The sequence below is a fragment of the Idiomarina sp. D18 genome (genome assembly GCF_057748155.1).
Map to the genome: position 1 here is coordinate 2667336 of NZ_CM173240.1, position 26212 is coordinate 2693547.

The window sequence follows — 26212 nt, forward strand, 5'->3', positions numbered from 1 at the left end:
ATGACGCGATGGTCCTCGATCGTTTTATTTTTGGTGGTGATTGCCGCAACTGTTTTGTGGTTTGTGTTTTCATCGCTCACTATGGACCAACGTCGGAGCTCAGAAGCCTTAAATATTGAGTACTTTAGTACGCCGGAATCGTTAAGTATCGAAGCGGTGAAGGCGCGCTCAGATGAAAATTGGCATGTGCTCAATGGATCACGCGGCTCATTCGGCTATACCGATGATCACTACTGGTTAACCTTTAACATTAGCGACGTCGATTATGATCGCGTGCTATACATGGCGTATCCATTACTCGATTCAATTCACATCCACTGGTTTTCCAATGACGGTTTAATTGAATACAACCTAGGTGATAAGCAACCGTTTTTTCAACGAGCGATATTAATTTCTGATTTCGCGATTCCAGTACCGGCGAATCAAACCGGCGAGGTTTTCATCGAAGTTGTGACATCAAGTTCAATGCGTGTTCCTGTTTCGTTGATTTCGGAAGCCGACTTTTTTGATGCCAAGCTACAGCGACGGCTTGTAGAGGGTCTCTATTTTGGCGTGCTTTTTTGTATGACCGTGTATAACTTATTTGGGTTCATCGCTTCACGTGAACCTGAATTTGGCATCTATTCTTTATATACGATCTTCTTCGGTGGTTTAATGCTGAGTCTTGATGGACTTGGTTTCCGGTATTTATGGCCCAACTGGCTGTACCTGCAAGACAAAGGTATACCGATATTTGGGAGTTTGACGCTGTTAACGGCTGCGTTATTTGCCTATCAATTATTACGACTTAAGAACTATCGACGAACGTTAGCGCGTGGTCTTTTTATCATGGCGGGTTTGGCTTTGGTTAGTCTGGCTGTTGGTGCTTTCAGTAGCTATAAAGTCGGTATCCATGCGCTACTCGCATTAGCCGTACCCGGCTGCCTTTATTTATTGATTATTGGCGTCTACTTATGGAAAAAAGGTCTAATTTACGCGCGCACGTTCACCATTGCATGGGGCGCATTACTTCTCTCCGTGATGGTCAACTCGTTGGGCTACCTTGGCATTATCGACAGTATGTTTATCCAGCGTCACGCTATCATGCTGGGCTCTGGTTTAGAAATTTTGTTGCTCTCGTGGGTTTTGGCGGTGCGTTATAACGAGCAACGGCGGGAACGTTTGATTGCACAACAGCGTTATAATGAGGAGCTTGAAACACGTGTAGAGGAGCGAACATTTGAGTTAGAAATCACGTTACGAGAGCTACAAGAAGCGAATAATGAGTTAGAGCAACGTAACTTAGAAGACCCTTTGACAGGTTTACATAATCGTCGTTATTTTACTCAGCAAATTGAGCGAGAGTATCGTCGTAGCCGCCGTAATCAAAAGCCGATGTGCTTATTGATGATCGATATTGATAAATTTAAGGCAGTGAATGATACCTATGGTCATGGCGTCGGCGACGATATCTTGCAGGCTGTGAGTACGGAACTACGTAAGCAAGCACGTCGTCCTACCGATGCAGTCTGCCGTTACGGTGGTGAAGAATTTGCTTTTATTTTGGCGGAAACAGACCCTCAGAACGGTTTGGTGTTCGCTGAGCGGTTGGTTAAGCATATTAGGCAATGTGTGTTCTCGACACGTGACGGCGAGCACTCAATTACTATCAGCGCTGGAGTTGCAGCGATAGATAATACGCGCGATCATAGTGTGCATGATTTATTTACTGCGGCAGACTCGGCGCTATACAAAGCCAAGCGCGAGGGCCGCGATCAAGTTGTAACAACGTCCATTGAGGAGTAACCGTCATGTCGACGAATGGCAATTTTCCACGCACGCGTATGCGCCGCAATCGCGTATCTGATTTTAGACGCCGGTTGGTCGCAGAGAACTCGCTCACGGTAAATGACTTAATTTATCCCGTGTTTGTTTTAGAGGGAGAGCAGCAACGCGAAGTAGTTCCCTCGATGCCCGGTGTGGAACGTAAGTCCATTGACTTGTTGCTCGATGAATGCGCTGAATTGGTAGAGCTTGGGGTTCCGCTGGTGGCGTTATTTCCCGTTACGCCCGCGTCAGTAAAGTCAGAAATGGCTGAAGCTGCATATGATGACGATGGTCTTGCCCAACGTGCAGTGCGTGCAATTAAAGCCAAATTCCCGCAGTTAGGTGTAATGACCGATGTCGCTCTCGATCCGTTTACCATCCACGGGCAAGATGGCATTATCGACGAGTCGGGTTACGTATTGAATGATATAACCACTGATGTATTGGTTAAACAAGCGTTGTCCCATGCACGGGCAGGCGCTGACATGGTCGCGCCCTCAGACATGATGGATGGACGAATTGGTGCCATCCGCGACGCGCTAGAACATGAGGGGTTCTCGAACACACAAATCATGGCTTATTCAGCGAAATACGCCAGTGCATTTTATGGACCTTTCAGGGATGCAGTGGGGTCAGCAGGTAACCTTAAAGGCGGCGACAAGAAAACCTATCAAATGGACCCGGCTAACCGTCTCGAAGCGTTGCATGAGATTGCGCTGGATATCGAAGAAGGTGCCGATATGGTGATGGTCAAGCCCGGTATGCCGTACTTAGATATTGTCCGCGAAGTCAAAGATCAATTTAAAGTGCCGACGTTTGCTTATCAAGTGAGTGGTGAATACGCGATGCTTCAGGCAGCAATTGAGAACGGTTGGCTAGCGAACGATGTCGTGCAGGAAAGTTTGCTCGCATTTAAGCGTGCTGGCGCAGACGGGATTCTCACCTATTTTGCGAAACAGATTGCGCGCGAGTTAGCGTAGCGCTAATTGCTCATTGGGCTGAGATATTTCAGCGAGTAAGCCTTCACGTAAAGCGCCATTGGTGATCTCAATGGCGTTTATCCCCAATTGTTCGACGAGGGTGGCCAAAATCACCAGGCCACCTAAGAAAATGGGTTTACGATCCTCGCGTAGACCCAATAATGTTAGGTTTTTTACTGCGCCTGATTGAATACATCTTGAAACCAAAGAGGTTAGATAGTCGCTGTCGATGGTATCTTGCTGATTCGCCTGAGCGATTTCGTGCACTGCTCTGAAGGTGCCTGATGCACCAATGACGCGTTTCCAGCCAAGACGCTTAAATGCGTGTTGATAGTGACTGAGTTGATTACGCACTTGTGCTTGCGCGGACTCGATACGACTCCGAGTGATAATACCTTCAGGAAAATAATTATTTTGAAATACGACACAACCCATATCAAAGCTGTGCAATAGTTTGGGGGTTTTATCGTGGCCCGCAATGATTTCCGTACTCGCACCACCAATATCGATGACCAACGTATCACCGCGACTGCGCGCTGTTGAGGTCACACCTGCGTATATCAGTTCTGCCTCGCGTAACCCACTAATTATCTCGATAGGAAATTTCAACGCAGTTTCGAGCGCGAGCAGGACATCCGATTGGTTATTCGCTTGGCGCATCGCGGCTGTTGCAACGGCTTTAATGGTACCTGCGCCGAACTGAACGATCTCATCATGAAACAGACTCAAGCACGCCTTAGCTCGATCTATACCTTGTTGGCTGATGTTTCGAGAGGCATCAAAGCCATCGGCTAAACGCACTTTTTGCTTTACGCGTTTGATGATACGAGGAAAATCAACACCGCCGCGCGTTACCATTTCAGCCAAGAGTAAGTGAAAACTGTTGGAACCTAAATCAATGGCAGCAATGCGGCGGTTATTTGAGGTCATGTTAGTTCTTAGGACCTCGGTGCTTGTTATTACGGTTACGATTACGGTTATTAGGATGTGGCCCACGGCGGCGACGATTTTGATTTCGAGGACGTTTTAAATCCGTCAGAATCGCGGTCTCGTCGTATTTCGTAACCGGAATCGTATGACCGATATAGTCTTCAATCGCAGGCAAGTTATAGACATACTCTTCGCATGCAAGACTAACAGCTGCGCCACTCGCTCCCGCACGACCTGTTCGACCAATACGGTGTACATAGTCTTCGCAGTCGTCTGGTAAGTCGAAATTATAAACGTGCGTAACTTCTGGGATGTGGAGTCCGCGCGCTGCGACGTCGGTTGCCACTAAAATATCGAGGTGCCCCTCGGCAAAGTCATCCAAAATTTTCAGGCGTTTCTTTTGTGGTACATCGCCCGTTAAGAGGCCCACCCGGTGACCGTTAATGTCGAGCCATTGATAAACTTTGTCGCAACCATGCTTGGTGTTGGCAAATACGATAGCGCGATCAGGCCAGTCTTCCTCAATCAACGTGAGCAACAGCGGCATCTTGTCGTACTTAGACGGATAAAATAGCTCCTCCGAAATACGTACGCCGGTTTTCTGTTGAGGCTCCACCTCGACTTTGGTTGGCGCATTCATATGCTCATACGCCAGCTCCTGCACCCGATAAGATAAAGTGGCAGAAAACAACAAGTTGAGTCGCTCACTCGGATCGGGCATGGCCTTTAGTAAATACCGGATGTCGTTGATAAAGCCCAAATCGAACATGCGATCAGCCTCATCGAGTACCACCACCTCGATGTTATCGAGAGGGAATAAGCTTTGCTTATAGAAGTCAATAATCCGACCCGTTGTACCAATGATGATGTCGGGTTTATCTGCTAATTGCTGCTGCTGCGCCTCATAACCCTCACCACCATAAATAACGGCCGTTTTCAGCTCGCATGTTTGTGTAAGAATTTTCGCATCGTTGGCAATTTGTATCGCAAGTTCACGCGTCGGTGCCATAATGATAGCGCGGGGACCCGCTTCAGACGATTTTTGCGATTGCATTAATCGGTTGAAAGTTGCTAACAAAAATGCCAAGGTTTTGCCGGTACCTGTTTGGGCTTGGCCTGCTACATCCTGATTAGAGAGCGCCACTGGTAGGCTAAGTGCTTGAATAGGCGTGCAATTTTCAAATCCTGCAGACGTGAGAGCCTGTTGGATTTTGTCATGCAAACCCAGCGTTTCAAATCGAGTTTCAGTTAAATGTGTTTTATTCATAGGTTATAAGCATATCAGTTTGCGCTTGTAATCAAAAACAGAAATAATATCATCATACACACATTAGTCGCGAAAAGAGTAGCGGAGATTAACATGAGTGAAGTAATTGTTCAGCTTAGCGATGACAGCTTTGAAGCAGATGTCATCAATTCTGATAAACCTGTTTTAGTAGACTTTTGGGCAGAATGGTGCGGTCCTTGTAAAATGATTGCGCCTATTTTGGACGATATTTCGAAAGACTACGAAGGTCGCTTGATCATCGGCAAGCTGAACGTAGACCATAACGATCAGACGCCACCGAAATATGGTATTCGTGGTATCCCTACCTTGCTGTTGTTTAAAAACGGTGAAGTGGTTGCCACTAAAGTAGGTGCGTTGTCTCGAGCTCAATTAACTGAGTTTCTTGATCAACACATCTAATTGATCGTAAAAAACGGCGTCCATGACGCCGTTTTTTAATTTTTATGGCCTAAAAACTGGACGAATCCGAAGTTTGGTGTTAGGTTTTGCTCATTAACTGAGCATCGAGGCAATGTGCGCTAATCATTGCACGCAAAACAAGTCTTTCTTGACTCGATTTCCAACCGCTCGGAATCCAAATTTCAAATTTTAATGTAACCCTAACTTATAACCTTAGCGAGTCCTTACCGACTTTGTGATGAATCGATAATTCGAAACCCCCCTATGAATCTGACTGAACTTAAAAATAAACCTGTAAATGAATTAGTAGAACTAGCCGATAGCATGGGCCTTGAAAACATGGCTCGTCTGCGTAAGCAAGACATTATCTTCGCGATTTTAAAGGCGCACGCCAAAAGTGGTGAGGATATATACGGCGGTGGTGTCCTAGAAATATTGCAAGATGGCTTTGGCTTTTTACGCTCAGCCGATTCTTCATATCTCGCAGGACCCGATGACATTTATGTCTCGCCGAGTCAGATCCGACGCTTTAACTTGCGTACCGGTGATACGATTGGCGGTAAGATTCGCCCTCCGAAAGATAGCGAACGCTACTTTGCTCTACTAAAAATTCGTGAAGTAAACTTTGATAAACCAGAGAACTCACGTAATAAGATCCTATTCGAAAACCTAACGCCTCTGCATGCGAATGAGCGCTTCCACCTTGAACGTGGTAACGGCAGTACTGAAGACATCACTGCACGTGTGCTCGATTTATCAGCACCTATCGGTAAAGGTCAGCGTGGTCTTATCGTTGCGCCGCCTAAGGCGGGTAAAACCATGTTGCTGCAAAACATTGCAACGTCGTTAGCAGCCAATCACCCTGATGCTGAACTCATCGTATTGTTGATTGATGAACGTCCAGAAGAAGTGACCGAAATGCATCGCTTGGTTAAAGGCGAAGTGGTTGCGTCGACGTTTGATGAACCGGCAAACCGTCACGTCCAGGTTGCGGAGATGGTGATTGAGAAAGCTAAGCGTCTAGTTGAACACAAAAAAGATGTGGTTATCTTGCTCGACTCAATCACGCGTTTAGCGCGTGCTTACAACACCGTGATTCCCAGTTCAGGTAAAGTACTGACTGGTGGTGTTGATGCCAATGCGTTACATAAGCCTAAGCGCTTCTTTGGCGCTGCGCGTAATGTCGAGGAAGGCGGTAGCTTAACCATTATTGCGACGGCACTGATTGATACTGGCTCGAAGATGGATGAAGTCATCTACGAAGAGTTTAAAGGTACCGGTAACATGGAGCTGCACTTAAACCGTAAGCTTGCAGAGCGCCGTGTATTCCCAGCGATTGACTTTAACCGCTCTGGTACTCGTCGTGAGGAACTACTTACATCTCAAGACGAACTGCAGAAGATGTGGATACTACGTAAGATCATGAACCCGATGGGTGAAGTTGAGGCCATGGAGTTCTTAATCGATCGTCTGCAAATGACCAAAACCAACGACGAGTTCTTTGAGTCAATGAAGCGTCAACGCAATAGTTAACCTATGAAATATCAAGATCTGCGTGATTTTATTCAGCAGCTTGAGGCGAAAGGTGAACTCAAGCGTATTCAACACGAGATCGATCCATACTTAGAAATGACAGAAATTGCCGACCGCACGCTAAAAGCGGGCGGGCCGGCATTGTTATTTGAGAATGTGAAAGGTCACACCATCCCGGTGCTCGCCAATTTATTTGGTACTCCCGACCGTGTCGCCATGGGTATGGGACAAACATCGGTCACTGCACTGCGTGATGTCGGTAAGCTATTGGCTTTTTTGAAAGAGCCTGAACCCCCTAAAGGCTTCAAAGACGCGCTAAATCTACTACCCACGTACAAAAAAGTGCTGAGCATGGCACCTAAGTCGATTAAAAAGGCGCCGTGCCAAGAAGTGGTTGTAGAGGGTGATGACGTTGACTTGACCCAGTTGCCTATTCAACATTGTTGGCCAGGTGATGCCGCACCTTTAATTACGTGGGGTTTAACGATTACCCGAGGTCCGCACAAAGAGCGTCAGAACTTGGGTATTTACCGCCAACAGGTACTTGGCAAAAATAAGCTCATCATGCGTTGGTTGTCGCACCGTGGCGGCGCGCTCGACTTCCAGGAATGGTGTCAGCAAAATCCGGGTGAACGGTTTCCTGTGTCGGTCGCTTTGGGCGCTGATCCTGCAACAATTTTGGGGGCGGTCACGCCGGTTCCAGACAGTTTATCGGAGTATGCTTTTGCTGGCTTGTTACGCGATAGTCGTACGCAAGTGACTCAGAGTGTAAGCAACGACTTACAAGTGCCGGCTCACGCTGAGATGATCTTAGAAGGCTATATTGAGCCGGGAGAAATGGCGCCGGAAGGGCCTTACGGCGACCATACCGGTTATTACAACGAAGTGGATGAGTTCCCTGTCTTCACAGTGACTCACATTACACATCGTAAAGATCCAATCTACCACAGTACCTATACCGGGCGTCCGCCGGATGAGCCCGCCGTATTGGGTGTTGCATTGAACGAAGTGTTTATTCCGCTTTTACAAAAACAGTTTCCAGAAATAGTCGACTTTTATTTACCGCCCGAAGGTTGCTCGTATCGATTGGCCGTTGTGACCATGAAAAAGCAATACCCCGGTCATGCAAAGCGTGTGATGATGGGTGTTTGGTCTTTTTTACGACAATTCATGTATACCAAGTTTGTCATCGTGTGTGACGATGATGTCAACGCGCGCGACTGGAAGGACGTAATTTGGGCGATGACAACGCGTATGGATCCAGCGCGAGATACGACGATGGTTGAGCATACGCCAATTGACTATTTAGACTTTGCTTCACCGGTTTCGGGTCTAGGCTCAAAAATGGGTCTCGATGCCACGAATAAGTGGCCCGGGGAGACTAATCGTGAGTGGGGCGAACCCATCGTGATGAGCGAAGCAGTCAAGCAGCGCGTTGATTCGCTGTGGGATGAATTAAATATTTTGGAGAAGTAAATGTCGCAAGTGATGCACTGTAAAGCGCATGTGAGCCGTCAGTTAGCAGAGCACGTCTGGGAAGTCAGTGTGACCTTACCTGAGGCGACAAAATTTGAAGCGGGTCAGTACTTAATGGTGGTGATGGGCGAGCGAGATAAACGGCCGTTTAGCATTGCGTCTGCACCGACTGCGCATAAAGAATGGTTACTTCATATTGGCGCGCCACCGGATAACAGCTACGCGACAGAAGTATTGGATGTTGTAAAAGATAAAGGCGAACTCACCATTGAAGCACCGGCGGGTGAGGCTGTATTTAAGTCCGATCGTGCTGGAGATACGGTGTTGATTGCCGGAGGTACGGGCTTCTCTTACACATATTCTATTTTGCAAAAATTGCTGACAGATGGCTTAGATAAACCTGTTTATTTCTATTGGGGCGCAAAGTCGGCGGATGACCTTTATTTGCATAAGGAGCTGCAGGCATTAGCAACTCAACATCCATTATTTACTTACCATCCTGTGGTCGAAGAGGCGCCGCAGGGTTGGGCTTATGGCGTTGGTTTAGTCCATCACGAAGTCATGGCTCAGCAGCCGAATTTGTCTGAATGTCAGATTTATATGGCTGGGCGTTTTGAAATGGTTCGTGTCATTCGTGATGATTTTACGGCACGTGATGTGCCAATGGAAAATATGCACGGTGACGCGTTGGCATTCATCTAGGTTTGCCAATTTTAAACAAGGCGTTATACTAGCGCCCGAGTACCAAGGGGTGCCTTTTTAGGCTGAGATGCGAAAGCGAACCCTTTTTACCTGATCCGGTTAATACTGGCGTAGGGATGGTAAAGTCTCGCATACAATGAGTGAATAACCTCCTTCAGTATCAGTCTCTGACTGATCCAACCGGGTCGTTTCTTTGCAGTCAATAAGGGAAATGATCCATGCATAACAACAGTTTTAAACTATCTGCGCTTCTGATCGGTGTGCTGAGCAGCACTTCTGTTTGGGCACAAGACACCAACGAAACCACTATTGATGAATCCATTGAGGTGGTCGGTGACTTTCAAAAGCAGACCATCACACAAACCACTCGCAGCATCGCCATTGTTGATGAAAACTCAATGCATCAACGCGCATCACGTCACTTGCAGGACGTCTTGAACTCGGTTGCTAACGTCAATTTTTCGGGTGGCTCCAGTACGGCACGTTTCATCCAGATCCGCGGTATCGGCGAACGTTCGCAATTTGTTGATGCAATTAATCCATCGGTCGGCTTAGTCATTGATGGCATCGACTATTCTGGGTTGGGTTCTGCAGCGACACTATTCGATGTCGGACAAGTGGAAGTCTACCGTGGTCCACAAAGTGGGCGCTTTGGCGTTAACGGGCTGGCGGGTATGGTGTTGCTCGAGTCGAATCGGCCCACCGAGGTTACCAGTGGTGAGTGGCTAATCGGTGTGGGTAACTACTCTGAAAGCACATTGGCCGGCGCTGTGGGTGGTTCCTTGGGCGCGTTGGGCAATGCACGCTTATCCCTCATGCAATTCGACCAAGATGGCTACACCGAAAATACCTTTCTAAACCGCGATGATACTGAGCAACGTGATGAATTCACTGCGCGCTTAAGCATCGATACTCAGCTCGGGCAAGATTGGCTTTTAAAAACGCGTATCCATAAAATGGATATTGATAATGGCTACGATGCCTTTAGTTTAGAGAACGACCGCACCACCTTATCTGATGAACCTGGGTTTGATCGTTTGGATTCAACGGCAGCTCGATTACAACTCGATTACAGCGGTTTTGAAAATTTTACCGTCGAGGCCGCATTAAATGTGCTCAGCGCTGACAAAGACTACGCATTTGATGAAGACTGGACTTACGTCGGCATCGCTCCGGGTTGGGAGTACTCTTCTTTTGACGCGTATTATCGTGAGCGAGACGATGTAACTGCTGAAGTTCGTTTTACATCGGATGCACCCATTAACCTGTGGGGTTTGCCAACAGATTGGACAGCCGGTGTTTATTATTACAGTAAAGACGTGAACCTGACCCGTGATTACTATAATTGGGACATCGACTCACCAAGTATTTTCGGTAGTCACTATGAAACTCAGAACCAAGCTGTTTATGGTGAGCTTGTCCAGCAAGTCAACGATAACTGGAGTTGGATTGGTGGTTTGCGTATCGAACGTTACGACAATGACTATGTTGATAGTAACGGAGTGGTTGCAGAGCCTAGCGATACCATGGTTGGTGGAAATCTGAGTTTACGGTATCAATATGCGCCGCAAAGTTATGCTTATGCCACGCTCGCACGCGGTTATAAAGCGGGTGGTGTTAATGGTGAGGCGTTAGGGCGCGCGAAAGACCAACAACTCGACGAACTTGAAGCCTATTTACTCGATCGTGCGACTTTTGCCCCTGAAATATTGTGGAATGCGGAAGTGGGTATGAAGGCCACGCGCAGCGATTGGAGTTATCGGGTGGCGGCGTTTTACAACTGGCGTGATGATGTGCAGCTCAAGAGCTGGGTAAATCGCAATCAGTCGTTCGTGGGTTACATTGAGAACGCCGCACAAGGCAGTAACTATGGGTTAGAAGCCGAGCTGAGGTACCGTTTGAGTGATTCCATCAGTGCGTTTGCATCAATGGGCTGGTTGGATACGGAAATCGATGGCTTCGTCACTGAAGATGGCAGGGATATGAGTGGGCGCGATCAAGCTCACGCACCTAACTACCAAGCCAACATTGGCTTAGAGGGACAACTGACGAATGCGTTGAGCTGGAGCGTTCAAACCGATCTAAAAGATGGCTTTTACTTCTCTAACTCACACAATCAGCAGGCCGATAGTATGGCCTTGCTGCACGCGCAACTTAACTACGATTGGAACCAGTGGCGTTTTACCCTTTGGGGACGTAACTTAACCGATGAAGACTACGAAATTCGAGGCTTCTATTTCGGTAACGACCCGCGCGATGAATACGTGACGGAGACCTACGTCCAATATGGTGAGCCGCGTCGATTTGGCCTTACCGCACGTTACACATTTTAAGGAGGTTGTATGCCATTTTCTGCAGAACTCTCGCTCTATCCGCTTGCAAATAATTACTTAGAGGTGATTCAAGCGTTTATTGATAGGCTGAATGAGTATCCTGATTTAACAGTGCTCACTAACACGATGAGTACGCAAGTATTTGGTGACCTTGAGGTGGTCATGGGCGCCCTAACAAAGGAACTCAACTGGTTATACGATCGGGTGCCATCGCAGGTTCTTGTTTGTAAGTTTATCAATAAAGATCTGACCCCTGACCATGTTAAGTGAGTTAATGGACCAACTTATGCTGAGCTCCTTTTGGGAGCTCGGCGCTTTGCTACTTGCGCTTGCTTACTTAGTGCTCGCCGCGCATCAAAGGCAAGGGTGTTGGCTGGCTGCGGCGCTAAGCTGTTGTGTTTATGCGAGCATCTTTTGGGACGCAAAGCTGTATATGGAATCGCTACTGCAAGTGATATACGTCATCATGGCAGGTTATGGCTGGTGGCAATGGCGACAGCAGGGGACTGCAATTGAGGAAAATCAACGCGGTCATCATTATTCCTTTAAGTGGCATTTCAAGCAATGGGTTTGGGTATCAGTGGTTGCGGTGGTTACCGCCTTGCTTTTACAAAATTATACCGATGCAGATGCAGTTTGGCTCGATACCTTTACGACCGCATTTAGTCTACTAGCGACCTACTTGGTTACCAAAAAGGCGATGGAAACCTGGTGGTATTGGCTTGTAATCGATTCGGTCTATGTATATCTCTATTTAAGTAAAGGATTCGTCGCTACAGCCATGTTATTTGTGCTCTACCTGGTACTCGTGGTGTATGCCATGTACCGCTGGCGAGTGGATGATGGACCTGCGGTTCAGACGACATGAAACTGCCGGCCCCTCAACATGTTGAACGCATATCGACTGGACAAGTGAACGATGTTTGGCGCATTAACTGCGCTCAGGAAAGCTACTTGTTTAAGTGGCTCAATGCGGCACAGGGGCTATTACTTAATCGCGAGGATGAGCTGAAGTTGCAAAGTGCTCTGGCGGTGCAAGGTTTGGCCCCTCAGATTATTGATAGCGACTACAGTCGTTGGGTGCTCCAAGCGTTCGTTGAAGGACCTACCCTAGCGCAAAGCCAGTTACCGCGAACCGAAAAACTAACGACCATGGTCAGCCTTATGGTCACGTTGCATCAAACGCGCGTTGATTACCAGGGTCCTTCTTTCTGGCAACGCCTTGAGGGCTATTTTGCGTGCGCTTCTGAGCAACAGTTAGCACGCATACATGCACTGCAAGAACAGTTAACGATTGATGCAGCGCAATCTTGTCTTTGCCATTTCGATCTTTCTTTCGATAATATCGTACTAACAGAACGACCTGTGGCGTTGGACTGGGAGTACGCCAGTTTTGGTAACCCCGCCGTTGATTTTGCCAGTGCTATGTTAATTAATCGCTGCTCAGTGGCTGAACAGCATGACTGCTTTGATGAGTACCGTCGGCAGTCGCCGGTACCTTTAAAGTGGGATGATGTGCTAGCTGCGCTGCAATTGATGCAATGGGTCAATGACATTTGGTATCAATTAGCTGACGATTAGGGAAATGTGATGGCTGATAAGCAATTGATGAATCGTGTCTACGGCTACCTTGCTGAAGACGAAGACGCACGCGTTTGTAAAGATATCCCCGAAAATGCATGCAATGAACAACCGCGTTCATTCGTGTTGATGCTTGTTTCTCTAATGCTGACCAAACTTGGCGATTCACTGGTGAGCGCACGTTTAGTCTTAGCCTGGATGCTCAGTGCACTGGGCGCGCCACCCGTATTTATTAGTGCCTTAGTGCCCATAAGAGAATCTTTGGCGTTACTACCACAACTCTTTGTTGCGCAAAAATTACGCGAGCAACCTGTACGAAAGTGGTTTTGGGTCGCCGGAAGCGGTGGTCAAGCCGTGTCATTGGCTTTAATGCTTGTGGCTGTCGCGACTTTGGACGGTTCGGCGTTGGGCTGGACAGTCATTTTATTCCTAATTACTTTTTCACTGTCGCGTGGAGTTTGTTCCGTAGCCAATAAAGACGTGACTGGCAAAACCGTCTCGAAAACGCGGCGTGGGCGACTGTCGGGTGTCGCCGCTTCAGCTGCGGGATTACTGACCTTAGTGACAGCGTTAGTCATTGTGATGTTTCCCGATGTTGAGGGGCAACGCAGTCTCTTTCTCGTATTGCTCGGTGGTGGCGTGCTGCTGTGGACCTGTGCGGCAATCACCTACGCGGGTATACCGGAAGTTGCTGGTGCAACTGAGGGCGGCGGGAACGCTATCAGCGAAGCGTTAAAGTCACTGTCATTACTGTGGCGTAATGCGCTTTTTGGTCACTTTGTCCTTACCCGAGCTTTATTAGTTGCGGCGGCTTTTGCGATTCCCTATATCGTTGTTCTTATTCAGCGCGAAGGCGATGCAGGCTATACCAGTCTAGGGAGTTTACTATTGGCTAGTGGCTTAGCCGGCTTATTGGCCGGACGGTTTTGGGGACGTTGGTCAGATTCGGCTAGCCATCATGTGATGGCGGCGGCGTCGGTAATGTCGACGCTTGTGATGTTAGTAGCCTTGGCGATTTATTACTGGTTCCCACAAGCGTTAAGTTCAATTTGGGCGGCGGGTGGTTTAATGTTCCTATCTGCAGTGGCGCATCATGGCGCGCGTGTGGGGCGCAAAACCTACCTAGTGGACATGGCAAATCAAGATAACCGAGCGCAGTTGACTGCAGTATCTAATACGGTGATGGGCGTTATTCTACTGGCTGGTATCTTGCTTGGTTGGCTCGATGCTTCTTACGGTGTGTCGGCAGTATTATGGCTACTTGTCGGCATTGGGGTGCTTGCCACACTGTCATCGCTTTCACTTAAAAATGTGTCTGGCAGTTAGCCAGACACACTGCTTTATAGTCTAATTTACTTACTTTCCTTTAAATACCGCGTATAACCCAATAATCACGGCGACTACACCACCGATTAAATACCACATGGTGTTATCCGTTGGCTCATTGGTGACCATTTGTGAAGCTTCAGAAGCAAGCGACTGAGATGCCTCATAAGAAAAGTACAATAAAATTGCTCCGACCACTAAAAGAATAAGACCTACGATTTTGTTCATCTGAATCTTCCTAACTTGTTGTTATATATATTAAATAATTTAACTGCAATGACTACCATAGCATGTATTTTTTAGTTTGACGTCAACGTTACGTCAAATGTCATATATATATTCTTCACCAATATAAGTAAACACTGTAAATGAACTATTACAAAATGGTGAAGGAAGAGCGAGCATGAAAGAAAAAACAATAAAATTGAGTGTCATCGCGCTTGCTGTATCAGCCGTTTGCAGTGCCTCACCGGTTTTGGCACAGCAACAGCAAGCTGAAGAAGTGCCTGAAAATATCGAGCGTATTGTTACTTTGGGTTCACGAGTAAACGGGCGAACGGCCACTGAGTCGGCGTCACCTGTGGACATTATCTCAAGTGAGCAACTGGCTGAGACAGGCGCTTCTGAACTCGGTAAAGCTATTCAAATGAGTGCGCCTTCGTTTAACTTTTCTTCCACCACCATTTCAGATGGCTCGGATATCATTCGACCAGCGACGTTACGTGGTCTAGGACCTGACCAAGTACTTGTACTCGTCAATGGTAAGCGTCGTCATCAACAAGCGCTTGTTAACGTTCAAGAAACCATCGGCAAAGGTTCGGCAGGCTACGATATCAATGCGATTCCAATCACTGCGGTTGAGCGCGTAGAAATCCTGCGGGATGGTGCAGCCGCACAATATGGATCGGATGCTATTGCAGGCGTTATCAACATCACGCTTAAATCAGGAGACGGTGGAAGCGTGAGTGCGGAAATCGGACAAACTTATGAAGGTGATGGTGAGGTTAATCAAGTTGGCCTCAACTTGGGCACTACGAACGATAAAGGCTACTTTAATTTTACTCTAGAATATCGTGATCGCGGTATGACTAATCGCGCTGCACCAGCGACCTTAGAAGCGACCGGTGGACAATTAATCGGTGACTGGTGGGATCGTAATGGTGATCCTGTTGTACGTTTACATGTGGGTGATGCAGATTCAGAAAACTATTACGCTTGGTTTAACGCAGCCTACACATTGACGGGCTCGACCGAGCTCTATGCTTTTGGTGGTATTTCATCACGCGATGGTGGCTCAGCGGGCTTTTTCCGTGGTCGCGGACACCCTCGTACAATTGAGACAATCTATCCAGATGGCTTTTTGCCACAACTTAAAACCGAAGCGGATGATCAGTCGATAGCGGTTGGGTTGCGGGGGGACTTACCCAATGCATGGTTGTGGGACGCGAGTATTGTGTATGGCAAAAATGAGTTTGGTTTTAACTCCGCTAACTCAGCAAACGTCAGTTGGTATTATGAGCCGGCACCCGGCGGTGGAATCTACGCAGACACGCCGACCGAGGCTTTTGATGGTGAATTAGTGTTTGACCAAACCACCTTCAACCTCGATTTTAATGGCACCATCGACGTCAACAACGAATTGCTCTACCTGGCTTTGGGCGTTGAGTTTAGAACCGATGGTTATGAGATCAATGCAGGTGATCCTGTGTCTTGGGCTTATGGTCGTAGCAATGATCCTTCAATAACCATTCTAACGCCTTCCGGTGCGCCCGCAGAAGCCGGTATCCAAGGCTTTCCTGGCTTTAGTCCAGGACAAGAAGTAGATGCCTCACGTGATAGCTACGGCGCATACGTTGATGCCGAGTACTACGTAACACCGGATTGGCTACTTGCTGGTGCGTTGCGTTACGAAGATTACGATATCGCCGGTGACAACATCTCCGGTAAAATCTCAACGCGGTACGATATTACCAATGATTTCTCGGTCCGTGGCACTTTGGCGACCGGTTTTAGAGCGCCCGGTGTGCAACAGATATATTACTCACAAGTGCTTACTAATATCGTAAATGGTACTTTGGTACAAACGGGTACTGTGTCGAATGACGATGAAGTTGCCCGTCAATTTGGCATTAACCGACTCGAAGAAGAAACATCTGAGAGCGCGAGTATCGGTATCATCAAACGTTGGCGAAACGGACTCGACCTAACCATCGATTTGTATCAAATAAATATTGATGATCGCATCGTTATCTCAGAGCCCCTAACGGCAGATATTGGTACCGAGTTCGCAACTATACTCGATAATAACAATCTCGGCGCGGCGCAGTTCTTCACTAACTCTGTGGATACCAAAACGCAGGGTGTCGATATTATCGCGTCATATCCGACAGAAGTTTTGAGTGGCGATCTTGTATTAACTACGGCGTTGAGCTTTGTTAATACCGATGTTGAACGCGTTAACTCAGTCTCATCACTTATCCCTGCCGAGCAGATATTTAACGAAACTCAAGTATTACGTATCGAAGAAGGTCAACCGAGTGAGAAAGCATCGATTATGGCCGACTGGGAGCGTGATCGTTGGAGCGTTAATCTTGCATTTAACTACTTTGGCGCCGTAGAAGGTCAGGCTTTCACCGGTATCAAACATAAATGGGATGGAAAGTGGCTTACTGACTTGTCGGTCGGTTACGACCTGACTGATGATTTTAAACTGGTCGTGGGTGCAAACAACCTGTTTGATACTTATCCGGATGAATGGGGGAGTGCAGGCGTTCCGTTCTCTCAAGCAGGTTTTAAATATGGCTGGGAAACACTACCTTTTGGTATCAACGGCGGCTACTACTACGTAAAAGCGAAGTACAGCTTTTAATCGCTCACAAAAAAGCCCACCGCAGGGTGGGCTTTCATTTTCTAGCTTCGTAACTTTAGTCGTTTAGGTATGAGGTGAGCATCCACGCAGTTTTCTCTTGCTCGCGAATATAATCACTCATCAGTGCTGAGGTGCCTTCATCATTTGCGTCATTCGCCAGATCTTGAATTTCGCGTTGTAGGCGAATTGTCGTTTGATAGCTATCTAAGATGTTAGCCACACACGCACGACCATCATGAACGTCTTTGACTTCTTCGATGTCACTGGTCTTGATGTAAGTCGAATAGGCATGCATCGGGCGTTGACCTAATGTCAAAATACGCTCGGCAATTTCATCAATCTTCAACAATAAATCGTCGTAAGTTTCTTCGAACTTGGCATGTAGCTCAAAAAAGCGCTCACCTTTAATATTCCAGTGAAAGCCACGAACGTTCATGTAAAAAATCTGATAGTTAGACAACAACTCGTTGAGTTTGTCGGCTAATTGCTCAGCTTTTTTCTCATCTAAACCAATCACTTTTAATTGCTTCATTACCTATCTCCAGTAAATCGATGCTGTTGAACTGATACGAATCTAGCGCAATTCCGATCAGTTTTGTAGTGTGGCATCGCGTTTACCATCGCGAATATGTGCTTCGCCTCGCTGTTTAGCAAGTTGGATTTGGCGTTCGCGTTCGGCATAGCGCGCTTTTTGCTCGTCAGTTGTTTTGTCGTAACAGTGTGGACAACTGACCCCTTTCACATAATGTTCCGATTGCTTCTCTTCATCAGTGATAGGCATGCGGCAAGCATAGCACTGGTCGTACGCACCTTGCTCTAAACCGTGTTTTACCGTTACACGCTGGTCAAAGACAAAGCACTCACCATCCCAAAGGCTGGTTTCCTCTGGCACCATTTCTAGGTACTTTAAGATGCCGCCTTTTAAATGATAAACCTCATCAAATCCTTGCTCTTTCAAGTAAGCTGTCGACTTTTCACAACGAATACCGCCGGTACAAAACATGGCTACTTTTTTGTGTTTAGACGGATCTAAGTGCTCCTTGACGTATTCAGGGAACTCACGGAAGGTTTCTGTTTTGGGGTTGACCGAGCCTTTGAACGTGCCTACGGCGTATTCGTACTCATTACGGGTATCAATTAAAAGCACTTCGGGATCTGAGATAAGGTCGTTCCACTTTTCTGGCTCGACATAAGTGCCTACAGTGTTCTTCGGATCCACCCAATCAACACCCATGGTGACAATCTCGTTTTTGAGCTTCACTTTTGTGCGATAGAACGCTTGTTCATCGCTCGGTGACTCTTTATGCTCAATACCAGCGAGGCGTTCATCCGCGTTGATGTGTGCTAGTACATTGTCAATGCCTTGGCGGGTGCCACAAATAGTACCGTTAATGCCCTCACGTGCGAGCAATAATGTGCCTTTGACATCATTCTCTAACATCACTTGGTAGAGTGGTTCACGGAGGGATTCAAAGTCGTTGAGTTCAACGAACTTATAGAGCGCTGCACAGATATACATGTTTACTTCCTTTTTCAGCAGGTCGGATCGCAAATCCGAGGCGTTAAAATCGAGCGGATTATAACCAAATTAGAGCGGTGTGTGTAGGGGGGCGAGTTGGGCGTTCAGGATATCTGGTTTAGTTTATTAGTGGGTCTTTCGTTTTTGACATCACTATTGAGTGCTGTCGCGGGTGCGGGCGGTGGCGCTGTGCTGATTGCCGTCCTAGCTTCGGTATTGCCGGCGCATGCAATCATCCCGGTACACGGTTTTGTGCAAATGGGATCGAATGTAGGGCGTTCAGCATTGACGTGGCGGCATATTGATTGGCGAACCGTCATTTGGTTCGTGCCCTTTGGACTGGTCGGGACGCTGCTGGGTAGCCTCGTATTGTTGCAATTACCGCAACACTGGTTGCAGTTGAGTATTGCTGGGTTTCTGTTGTTTTTAACCTGGGGGCCGCGGTTACCTAAATTAATTTTGGGACGTGTTGGTTTAGCGCTTGGCGCGGCATTATGTGGCTTTATTTCGCTGTTTGTTGGTGCTTCAGGGCCTGTGGTCGCCAGTTTCGTAAAAGCACGCTTTGATCATAGGCATACGGTTGTGGCGACATTTGCCGCTATTATGACAATGCAACATGCGCCGAAAGCAATTGTCTTTGGCGCACAAGGTTTTGTCTTTGAGCAGTGGTGGCTGCTTATCATGTGTATGATAGCTGCAGGCTTTTTAGGAACCTATATAGGGGTTCGCTGGTTAAAGAAAATGACTAACCAGCACTTTGACCAACTCTTTAAATGGGTCATTACCTTACTCGCTCTGCGCTTGCTTTGGAGTGCTTTTTAAGCGTTTATCCCAGCGCTGCCGAGCATAACGACGCAGGCTGGCGATATTATCTGTTTCGTCCATTATGGGCGTACCTAAAATGGTCTCGATGATATCTTCTAAAGTAATTAACCCAAGCCAACTTCCATGCTCATCGTAGACCAAACACATATGCTGGCGTTCTTTTAGCAGATGCGCCATTAACGCTTCAACACTCACCGTTTCAGTGACAATTTCAACCGGACGCGTAAGTTCTGCAAGTTGTGTTTCTTGATCGGCCTCTAACGCGTCACTGCGAAACAAGATACCATGCGGCTCCTCATCAGCGTCGATGACTGGGAAACGAGAAAATGGTAGTTGTTTAGTGTGCTTATAGAATTCGCTAATGGTCATATCCGGACGCACTGTCTCGCATACTGTGCGCGGCGTCATGACTTGTTTAACGCGAATATCGTGTAGGTCTAGAATGTTCCAAATAACTCGGCGCTCGTCCTCATCGAGGGCATTTTGCTCAAGTCCCATAGTCGCCATCGCTTTTATTTCTGAGCGCACATCGATATCCGCTTCGTTGGCGCCAATACGTTTGGTGATTTGATCCGATAGCCAGATAAATGGCTTAAGGCTAGTGATTAAGAAGTTCAAAACCCCCGGGAGTAGAGGCGCGAGCGAACGCCAAAATTTTGCACCGATGGTTTTCGGAATGATTTCTGACAGAATCAAAATCAGTAAAGTCATGACTGCACTCGCGGCACCGAGATAACCATCTCCGAATACAACACCGACTTGGGCGCCCACACCCGCCGCACCGGCCGTATGCGCGATCGTATTCAGGGTCAAGATAGCGGCGAGCGGGCGATCAATCGTCTGTTTCAATTTAGATAGCTGTTTGTGCAGCTTGGGGCGCTGTTCTTTGAGGCCAGCAATGTAGCTTGGTGTAATCGAAAGCAACGACGCTTCAAGCATGGAGCACAAAAACGATATACCAATAGCTATAAACGCAAATACAATCAGCAAAAACATGAATGAGTACCTATACGAGTTGAACGCCGATAATAACCATTGCGGCTATAAGTACAACCCCCCAACCAAGCTTAACAGCGTGCTTTTGCCACCATTTTTGTGCATAAGGACCTAACCAGAGAGCGAGTAACGCCAGTCCGTAATAGCGAATACCGCGTGACAGCGCGGATGCCAGCATGAACATAGCAAAGGAGTAGTCAACAGCGCCGGCAGCTAACATCGCTGTTTGAAAGGGGACGGGTGTTACGCCGACTAAAAATACGGCCCAGAAACCTTGAGCTTCGAGTGTGCTTTTAAATTGTTCAAAAGAGTCTTCAATACCAAAATAGTTGATTGCCCAAACGCCTGCCGTATCCATGAATGCTTGACCCACGAAATAGCCTGCGGTCGCACCTGTTAGACAACCTGCTAGCGCGACAGAAGCAATGAGCCAAATGCGCTGGCGCTCAACAAGCATGTATGGCACTAATATGAGTTCTAAAGGAATAGGTATAATGGTGGCTTCTAGCGCTGAGAAGAAAAATAAAAGCACCAATGCATGAGGCGAGTCAATGAGTTTCTGGAACCACTTGTTCGCTTTTTTATCATCCGGTTCGATTTTCTGCGCTGAAGCAGGCTCGTTACTCACTTTAGGTATCCTTTTTACTCGATTAAGTTAATCGTATCGTTATACTGCATAAATTGGAATTTAGTGGATCGTAAAGTCGAAAAATTTCGTAAACTAAACCCAGAATGAAGTTAATAAGGTGTTTCCTCAATGAATTATCGTGGTAATAGCGCGTTCTCACATCAACAAGCTGATAAAGTCGGTGTTTTGCTCACTAATTTAGGTACGCCCGATGCGCCGACTAAAGCAGCGCTCAAGCCTTACCTTAAAGAATTCCTGTCTGACCCCAGAGTTGTTGAGTTTCCACGTTGGCTTTGGAAAATTATCCTTAACGGTATCATTCTGAATATCAGACCTAAACGTTCTGCAGAGGCGTATAAGACCGTATGGACTGATCGGGGCTCGCCCTTGCTGTATCACACAGAGGACCAAGCCGCTGCGGTGCAACACGCGCTGACGGAGGATTTAGGTGAACATGTGATAGTGGACTATGCGATGCGCTACGGAAAACCATCGATTCAAGATGCGCTGGACAGAATGATGCGTGCGGGCGTACGCAAACTATTGGTGTTACCACTCTATCCTCAATATTCCGCATCTACCGTAGGCTCAACCTTCGATGCAATAGCGAATGACTTTACTCAGCGACGTTGGTTACCCGAGTTTCGTTTCATTTCGCATTATCACGACTATGACCCGTTTATCAGCGCTTTAGTTAATAAGGTAGAGCGCCATTGGGAAACGCACGGACGTGCCGATAAGCTGATTTTTTCTTATCACGGTGTGCCTTTGCGCTATCTAAAAAACGGTGATCCGTATCATTGTGAGTGTTATAAGACCACGCGCCTAGTGGCTGAACGTCTCGGCCTCAGTGAGCAAGAGTATATGACAACTTTTCAATCGCGCTTTGGTCGTGAGGAATGGTTAAAGCCATACACCGATGAGACGTTAAAGGCGTTGCCGAAGCAGTCAGTCAAATCAGTTCAAGTGATGTGTCCGGGCTTCTCATCCGACTGTTTGGAGACTATTGAAGAGATAGGCGAAGAGAATCGTGAGTACTTTATCGAGAACGGGGGCGAACGCTATGAATATATTAGCGCTCTCAATGCCGAAGAGGAGCATATCTCGGCACTTGTTAGCTTAATTAAAGATAACCTCGCGGGCTGGACGGTGCCTGAGCAACAAGCTGAAGCGTTAGCGACAAGACAACGTGAAGCTGATAAGGTAGAGCGAAATACGGCGAATTGAGTCAAGCATGAGTAGCACTCAAGGATTTGGTAAAACATTTAGTTTTATAGCGTGGGGACTTGCCCTCGCGCTACTTTTTTGGTTCTTCCAAGACAAGCTCGAACAGCAATTTAACCCCAATCAAGAGGTTGTTTCTCAGCGGTTGAGTGGTCAAACTGTGGTCGAACTGACGCAAAACCGCATGGGTCACTACGTAGTATCAGGCAAGATAAACCAGCAACCCGTTACGTTTCTATTAGATACCGGCGCTACCTTAGTGGCTATTCCAGAACATATTGCTGACAGACTGGGCCTTGTAAAAGGACGAAAGGGTATTTCTGCAACCGCCAATGGACGTATTGTTACCTATAGAACCCACCTAAACTCATTAACTCTGGGCGATATTGTACTCGATAATGTGGATGCCTCGATCACGCCTGGCTTAGAGGATGATGTGATCTTGTTGGGCATGAGTGCGTTAAAACAACTGGAGTTGGTACAAAAGGGCGATACATTAACCATTAAATATTAAGAGGTGGTATGAGAGTTAATATTGTGACGATTTCGTTAGTACTCGTGTCTGGCGTTGTATCGTCAGCGGCCATGGCACAGCAATCATATCGTGATTGTGCGCTCATTCAGGATGACCAAGAGCGGTTGATGTGCTACGACCGATTGAATGAGCAAGATAAAAAGCCGGTCCCTGCTGCCAAAATGAAAGAGAAAGTCGAGCAGAAGCGTGACAACAATGCTGACTTTGGTTTAGAGCATAAAAAGCTGAAACAAGATGAAAGCATGTCAGTTAAACTGACAAGTCGCGACAAGGATGCTTACGGTAAATGGATACTTACTTTCGATAACGGTCAAGTTTGGAAGCAAAAGGGCTCAGAAGACTATTTTCCTTGGCACGATGAGGGCAACTATACCATTACGCGAGGCATGTTTAATGCGTATTTTCTGTCACGCAAAGAGGTCAATAAACGCATGAAAATCGAACGCATTAAGTAGTCGTAGGATTAATCACTTCTATGAGTTGCTCGAGCGGCATAGGGCGGTAGAAATAGAAACCTTGTGCCGCTTGGCAGCTACGCCGAGCAAAGTAAGCTGCTTCTTCGGCATTTTCAATTCCCTCAACAGTAATTGACTTATTCAGACCCAACGCCATCGAAATCACTGCCTCAGTGATGGGGTGCGATGAGCTATCGGTAAGCACTCGCCGTGTGAAGCTTCGGTCAATTTTAATAATATCGGCGGGTAAATCATTCAAATAAGAAAGCGATGAGTAACCGGTGCCAAAGTCATCAATAGCGATTTTGCAGCCGAGTGTTCTGAGCTCGGCGAGTTGTTTAAATGCAGCCTTTGCATCATCGACTAGCATAGTTTCTGTCAACTCAAACTGTAGCGTACTGAACGGTATCTTGTACTTGTGAGCCAACTGTGTCACTTGACTGACCAACTGACCATTTTGCAACTGTTTGGGTGACAAATTTATCGACAATATAAAGTTCGGTTGAGCAACATACTGAGCTACCTCACGAATTGACATTTCTAGGATCAAATCGGAAAGCGGCATAATCTGTCCAGTATGCTCAGCTAGCGGTATAAAGACGTCGGGAGGTATCCAGTTGCCTTGTTTATCACGCCAACGAGCGAGCGCCTCAACGCCGATTATCTGCTCGCTTTTGAGGTCGACGAATGGTTGATAGAAGACTTCCAGTTGTTGGTTTTCAATCGCCACTTGAAGTTGATTACGTAGCGTTAAATCTGTCTGATACTTCAGCCCCATCGCTTGTGTGAAGAAGGCGAAGGTATTTCCCCCACTCTCTTTCGCTTTAGTCATCGCGACGTCAGCATTTTGAATAAAGGCTTCGGCAGAAGACACTTGAAACTCACGCGATGCAATACCGATACTTGCAGTGAGGTACAGATCGATATAATCGATTTCAAACTTGTCGCGTAGCGCAGTTAACAAAGAACGCGCCACCTCCGTCGACGATGTTTTATCGGCTCCGGGTAGAAAGACGATAAACTCATCGCTACTAAATCTTGATAACTGCGCCGTTGCAGGGCTGACCTCTGCTAAGCGTGTCGCAATACGCTTGAGTAACTCATTACCTGTATGAAGCCCTAAACTATCATTAATGGGCTTAAACCCATCTAAATCAATAAACAAAATATGCGCGTCAGTTGGATTGACCGATAGCCACTGGTTGATATTCGTCTCTAAGACATCGCGACGCATTAGCTGAGTCACCGAGTCAAAATTTGCCATTTGAATCAAGCGACCCTGTTGTTCGGTTAGTTTGCGGTTACTCTCTATCGACTCCAACAATAAAAAGGCAAGAAGGATTCCGGCGATGAGTATGGTTTGATTAACGCGAGCCGCTTGCCAGAATACATGAGCGTCGGCAATAACAGCGTGTAGCTTAATGGGTTGCCCAAGAATCGAAGACATGGTCGATACCTTGTAGGCATGGATGTCCGTGAGTTCGGACAGTGAAATAACATCAAATGAATCACTACTTATCGGTAATAGGTAATTTTCTGATAGTTCGACGTAACTGTCGAAGATATCTAAATAAGGTATGCGATCGATCCGCATGAGGTCTTTGATATTTAAATTGACGATTAACTGGTCGGCTTCGATGTCTGGGTTCGTGATCGGGTAACTAAGAATTAATCGTGGAACGCCTTGTTGTAATGAATAGGCGGAAATAACGCGACTTTCATTATGCATATTATTGGCGCGCCATGCCTTGATTGAAGGCTGCTCTAAAATCTCTTTATCAATATCCGATATCGGGATAGGGCTAAACATCAGCTGTTGACTATCATCGTAGACTCCCATCCACTCAATCAATGAAAAGTCGCGCGTGTAGTCCTCTGTATCAATATTGATAATTTGTTCGACAGATTCTGCTGGTAGCTCGCTCCAACGTCGATAGAGGCGCTGAAGCGCGCTGAATTGAGAGCTGAGCCTTTGGCCAATCACATCCGCTGACTGAGTCAGGTTTACTTCGCCTCGACTGCGTATTTCATTAATGTCGGCATTCGATTGAGCGAACCAAATTGCGATTGTGGCACTCAAGGCTAAGACTAAGCCAGTTAGAGAAAGAACAGATTGCTTTGGGGGTGATTGATTAAAGCAATAAAATAGCATGCCCAAACCAGCAATGAGACCAATGATGGTGGCTGCTGAAAATGCGATAGGGTTTTGAATCAGTGGGTAGGTAGTAATATCGAGCCAAGTAATAGCAAAGCTAATCAGCGCAACAAAGATAAAAATACTACCGACGGCTTTCCAAACAATGCGATGTAATTGAGTCTTACCCGTGGTGATGTAGACCGCCGCTAATATGAAACAACAGGTGGGCAGGAATAGGGGCAATTGCAGATCAGTGGCTTTAAGTGCGTAGAGGCCGGTGGCGAATAACCCAATCCCACCAATACGTGCAAGCCAGTATCGATGAGCTTGCTGACCGTAAAGTGCGACGCCAATACATAGCGCTGCGGCGCTTAATGACAGACTTGCAGAATTAATACGGCTTGATGGTTCGATAAAAAGATAGTTTGCAAAGCCTAACATTCCAAATAACACGCACGTAAATGCCGCCGTATGAACAACGGAAGTTGATGCATGTTTGAGTAATGCTTTTAACAAAGCGGCTCTCTCTAATTAGGTTATTTTTATTATTGATATCTGTATATTTGCAAGGTAACAGATTATGTCGCTGAGCACATATATTTTTGATCAATGTCATGTAACTTTCTGTCAACACCGTATTTGAAGCGACTAACGAACTGTATGCCAAGTG

General features: G+C 46.9%; 24 protein-coding genes and 1 riboswitch. Of the genes, 16 read left to right on the forward strand and 8 right to left on the reverse strand.

Features of this window, described 5'->3' with window-relative positions; all coding sequences use genetic code 11:
- On the forward strand, positions 1–1785 hold the full coding sequence (locus AC3AP5_RS12805; RefSeq protein ID WP_487326827.1) for a sensor domain-containing diguanylate cyclase: 1785 nt from the start codon (positions 1–3) through the stop codon (positions 1783–1785).
- 5 nt (positions 1786–1790) lie between these two features.
- The gene (gene hemB, locus AC3AP5_RS12810) at positions 1791–2786 is read left to right on the forward strand and encodes a porphobilinogen synthase (protein WP_272977629.1); all 996 of its coding nucleotides are present in this window, start codon (positions 1791–1793) and stop codon (positions 2784–2786) included.
- Here hemB and AC3AP5_RS12815 read toward each other — a convergent pair.
- Both AC3AP5_RS12815 and rhlB read right to left on the reverse strand, forming a co-directional pair.
- Positions 2778–3716, reverse strand: a complete 939-nt coding sequence (locus AC3AP5_RS12815) for a Ppx/GppA family phosphatase (protein ID WP_006954427.1) — start codon at positions 3714–3716, stop codon at positions 2778–2780. The two genes, hemB and AC3AP5_RS12815, sit on opposite strands and share 9 nt — an antisense overlap.
- Before the next feature lies 1 nt (position 3717).
- Positions 3718–4983, reverse strand: coding sequence for an ATP-dependent RNA helicase RhlB (gene rhlB, locus AC3AP5_RS12820; protein ID WP_286682111.1), 1266 nt, complete (start codon positions 4981–4983; stop codon positions 3718–3720).
- 93 nt (positions 4984–5076) lie between these two features.
- Here rhlB and trxA point away from each other — a divergent pair, with 93 nt between their 5' ends.
- The 9 genes from trxA (at position 5077) to AC3AP5_RS12865 (ending at position 14354) form a co-directional block, all read left to right on the forward strand.
- Positions 5077–5403 (forward strand): thioredoxin TrxA, encoded by a 327-nt coding sequence (gene trxA, locus AC3AP5_RS12825; RefSeq protein WP_272977632.1) that lies wholly within the window; start codon positions 5077–5079, stop codon positions 5401–5403.
- Between the two features lie 264 nt (positions 5404–5667).
- Positions 5668–6936: a transcription termination factor Rho gene (gene rho / locus AC3AP5_RS12830; RefSeq protein ID WP_487326828.1), complete on the forward strand. Its 1269-nt coding sequence runs from the start codon at positions 5668–5670 to the stop codon at positions 6934–6936.
- A gap of 3 nt (positions 6937–6939) precedes the next feature.
- A complete protein-coding gene (gene ubiD / locus AC3AP5_RS12835; RefSeq protein ID WP_487326829.1) occupies positions 6940–8412 on the forward strand; it encodes a 4-hydroxy-3-polyprenylbenzoate decarboxylase in 1473 nt (490 codons plus the stop codon).
- Positions 8413–9114, forward strand: a complete 702-nt coding sequence (fre, locus tag AC3AP5_RS12840; RefSeq protein ID WP_286682109.1) for an NAD(P)H-flavin reductase — start codon at positions 8413–8415, stop codon at positions 9112–9114. It abuts the gene before it with no gap.
- 35 nt (positions 9115–9149) lie between these two features.
- A riboswitch (TPP riboswitch) is annotated at positions 9150–9248 on the forward strand.
- Between the two features lie 84 nt (positions 9249–9332).
- The gene (locus AC3AP5_RS12845; protein ID WP_487326830.1) at positions 9333–11447 is read left to right on the forward strand and encodes a TonB-dependent receptor; all 2115 of its coding nucleotides are present in this window, start codon (positions 9333–9335) and stop codon (positions 11445–11447) included.
- A gap of 9 nt (positions 11448–11456) precedes the next feature.
- Complete coding sequence (locus AC3AP5_RS12850) at positions 11457–11717, forward strand: hypothetical protein (protein ID WP_006954420.1); 261 nt, start codon at positions 11457–11459, stop codon at positions 11715–11717.
- Between the two features lie 16 nt (positions 11718–11733).
- Positions 11734–12315: a nicotinamide riboside transporter PnuC gene (pnuC, locus tag AC3AP5_RS12855; protein WP_487326831.1), complete on the forward strand. Its 582-nt coding sequence runs from the start codon at positions 11734–11736 to the stop codon at positions 12313–12315.
- On the forward strand, positions 12312–13028 hold the full coding sequence (locus AC3AP5_RS12860; protein WP_487326832.1) for a phosphotransferase: 717 nt from the start codon (positions 12312–12314) through the stop codon (positions 13026–13028). Before pnuC ends, AC3AP5_RS12860 begins: the two co-directional genes overlap by 4 nt.
- Positions 13029–13037: 9 nt before the next feature.
- A complete protein-coding gene (locus AC3AP5_RS12865) occupies positions 13038–14354 on the forward strand; it encodes an MFS transporter (RefSeq protein WP_487326833.1) in 1317 nt (438 codons plus the stop codon).
- A 30-nt stretch (positions 14355–14384) separates the two neighbouring features.
- Here the strand turns inward: AC3AP5_RS12865 and AC3AP5_RS12870 are convergent, their stop codons facing one another.
- Entirely contained in the window at positions 14385–14582 is a 198-nt protein-coding gene (locus AC3AP5_RS12870) for a DUF3185 family protein (protein WP_006954416.1), read from the reverse strand.
- 175 nt (positions 14583–14757) lie between these two features.
- Here AC3AP5_RS12870 and AC3AP5_RS12875 point away from each other — a divergent pair, with 175 nt between their 5' ends.
- Complete coding sequence (locus tag AC3AP5_RS12875) at positions 14758–17223, forward strand: TonB-dependent receptor plug domain-containing protein (RefSeq protein ID WP_487326834.1); 2466 nt, start codon at positions 14758–14760, stop codon at positions 17221–17223.
- A gap of 55 nt (positions 17224–17278) precedes the next feature.
- On the opposite strand, the gene AC3AP5_RS12880 is transcribed toward AC3AP5_RS12875, so the two are convergent.
- Both AC3AP5_RS12880 and trhO read right to left on the reverse strand, forming a co-directional pair.
- The gene (locus AC3AP5_RS12880; protein ID WP_006954414.1) at positions 17279–17755 is read right to left on the reverse strand and encodes a Dps family protein; all 477 of its coding nucleotides are present in this window, start codon (positions 17753–17755) and stop codon (positions 17279–17281) included.
- 57 nt (positions 17756–17812) lie between these two features.
- Positions 17813–18742: an oxygen-dependent tRNA uridine(34) hydroxylase TrhO gene (gene trhO, locus AC3AP5_RS12885; protein WP_487326835.1), complete on the reverse strand. Its 930-nt coding sequence runs from the start codon at positions 18740–18742 to the stop codon at positions 17813–17815.
- Positions 18743–18838: 96 nt separating this feature from the next.
- Between trhO and AC3AP5_RS12890 the strand changes: the two genes are divergently transcribed.
- Positions 18839–19564, forward strand: coding sequence for a sulfite exporter TauE/SafE family protein (locus tag AC3AP5_RS12890; protein WP_487326836.1), 726 nt, complete (start codon positions 18839–18841; stop codon positions 19562–19564).
- Here AC3AP5_RS12890 and AC3AP5_RS12895 read toward each other — a convergent pair.
- Both AC3AP5_RS12895 and AC3AP5_RS12900 read right to left on the reverse strand, forming a co-directional pair.
- On the reverse strand, positions 19529–20563 hold the full coding sequence (locus AC3AP5_RS12895; RefSeq protein ID WP_487326837.1) for a CNNM domain-containing protein: 1035 nt from the start codon (positions 20561–20563) through the stop codon (positions 19529–19531). The genes AC3AP5_RS12890 and AC3AP5_RS12895 overlap by 36 nt on opposite strands.
- A gap of 10 nt (positions 20564–20573) precedes the next feature.
- Positions 20574–21191, reverse strand: coding sequence for a YqaA family protein (locus tag AC3AP5_RS12900; RefSeq protein ID WP_272977712.1), 618 nt, complete (start codon positions 21189–21191; stop codon positions 20574–20576).
- A 129-nt stretch (positions 21192–21320) separates the two neighbouring features.
- On the opposite strand from AC3AP5_RS12900, the gene hemH reads away from it, so the two are divergent.
- From hemH to AC3AP5_RS12915, 3 genes are read left to right on the forward strand one after another with little or no spacing between them, the layout of a single operon-like run.
- A complete protein-coding gene (gene hemH, locus AC3AP5_RS12905) occupies positions 21321–22418 on the forward strand; it encodes a ferrochelatase (RefSeq protein WP_487326838.1) in 1098 nt (365 codons plus the stop codon).
- Positions 22419–22425: 7 nt separating this feature from the next.
- The gene (locus AC3AP5_RS12910) at positions 22426–22929 is read left to right on the forward strand and encodes a retropepsin-like aspartic protease family protein (RefSeq protein WP_487326839.1); all 504 of its coding nucleotides are present in this window, start codon (positions 22426–22428) and stop codon (positions 22927–22929) included.
- Positions 22930–22937: 8 nt separating this feature from the next.
- Positions 22938–23405 carry a hypothetical protein gene (locus tag AC3AP5_RS12915; RefSeq protein ID WP_487326840.1) on the forward strand — a complete coding sequence of 156 codons (468 nt, stop codon included), beginning with the start codon at positions 22938–22940 and terminating at the stop codon, positions 23403–23405.
- Here the strand turns inward: AC3AP5_RS12915 and AC3AP5_RS12920 are convergent.
- Complete coding sequence (locus AC3AP5_RS12920; RefSeq protein ID WP_487326841.1) at positions 23398–26058, reverse strand: putative bifunctional diguanylate cyclase/phosphodiesterase; 2661 nt, start codon at positions 26056–26058, stop codon at positions 23398–23400. The genes AC3AP5_RS12915 and AC3AP5_RS12920 overlap by 8 nt on opposite strands.
- Positions 26059–26212: the final 154 nt, after the last annotated feature.

Coding starts and splice junctions, on each gene's coding strand:
- AC3AP5_RS12805 (WP_487326827.1), top strand. CDS start 1: ATGACGCGATGGTCCTCGATCGTTTTATTTTTGGTGGTGATTGCCGCA.
- hemB (WP_272977629.1), top strand. CDS start 1,791: ATGTCGACGAATGGCAATTTTCCACGCACGCGTATGCGCCGCAATCGC.
- AC3AP5_RS12815 (WP_006954427.1), bottom strand. CDS start 3,716: ATGACCTCAAATAACCGCCGCATTGCTGCCATTGATTTAGGTTCCAAC.
- rhlB (WP_286682111.1), bottom strand. CDS start 4,983: ATGAATAAAACACATTTAACTGAAACTCGATTTGAAACGCTGGGTTTG.
- trxA (WP_272977632.1), top strand. CDS start 5,077: ATGAGTGAAGTAATTGTTCAGCTTAGCGATGACAGCTTTGAAGCAGAT.
- rho (WP_487326828.1), top strand. CDS start 5,668: ATGAATCTGACTGAACTTAAAAATAAACCTGTAAATGAATTAGTAGAA.
- ubiD (WP_487326829.1), top strand. CDS start 6,940: ATGAAATATCAAGATCTGCGTGATTTTATTCAGCAGCTTGAGGCGAAA.
- fre (WP_286682109.1), top strand. CDS start 8,413: ATGTCGCAAGTGATGCACTGTAAAGCGCATGTGAGCCGTCAGTTAGCA.
- AC3AP5_RS12845 (WP_487326830.1), top strand. CDS start 9,333: ATGCATAACAACAGTTTTAAACTATCTGCGCTTCTGATCGGTGTGCTG.
- AC3AP5_RS12850 (WP_006954420.1), top strand. CDS start 11,457: ATGCCATTTTCTGCAGAACTCTCGCTCTATCCGCTTGCAAATAATTAC.
- pnuC (WP_487326831.1), top strand. CDS start 11,734: ATGCTGAGCTCCTTTTGGGAGCTCGGCGCTTTGCTACTTGCGCTTGCT.
- AC3AP5_RS12860 (WP_487326832.1), top strand. CDS start 12,312: ATGAAACTGCCGGCCCCTCAACATGTTGAACGCATATCGACTGGACAA.
- AC3AP5_RS12865 (WP_487326833.1), top strand. CDS start 13,038: ATGGCTGATAAGCAATTGATGAATCGTGTCTACGGCTACCTTGCTGAA.
- AC3AP5_RS12870 (WP_006954416.1), bottom strand. CDS start 14,582: ATGAACAAAATCGTAGGTCTTATTCTTTTAGTGGTCGGAGCAATTTTA.
- AC3AP5_RS12875 (WP_487326834.1), top strand. CDS start 14,758: ATGAAAGAAAAAACAATAAAATTGAGTGTCATCGCGCTTGCTGTATCA.
- AC3AP5_RS12880 (WP_006954414.1), bottom strand. CDS start 17,755: ATGAAGCAATTAAAAGTGATTGGTTTAGATGAGAAAAAAGCTGAGCAA.
- trhO (WP_487326835.1), bottom strand. CDS start 18,742: ATGTATATCTGTGCAGCGCTCTATAAGTTCGTTGAACTCAACGACTTT.
- AC3AP5_RS12895 (WP_487326837.1), bottom strand. CDS start 20,563: ATGTTTTTGCTGATTGTATTTGCGTTTATAGCTATTGGTATATCGTTT.
- hemH (WP_487326838.1), top strand. CDS start 21,321: ATGAATTATCGTGGTAATAGCGCGTTCTCACATCAACAAGCTGATAAA.
- AC3AP5_RS12910 (WP_487326839.1), top strand. CDS start 22,426: ATGAGTAGCACTCAAGGATTTGGTAAAACATTTAGTTTTATAGCGTGG.
- AC3AP5_RS12915 (WP_487326840.1), top strand. CDS start 22,938: ATGAGAGTTAATATTGTGACGATTTCGTTAGTACTCGTGTCTGGCGTT.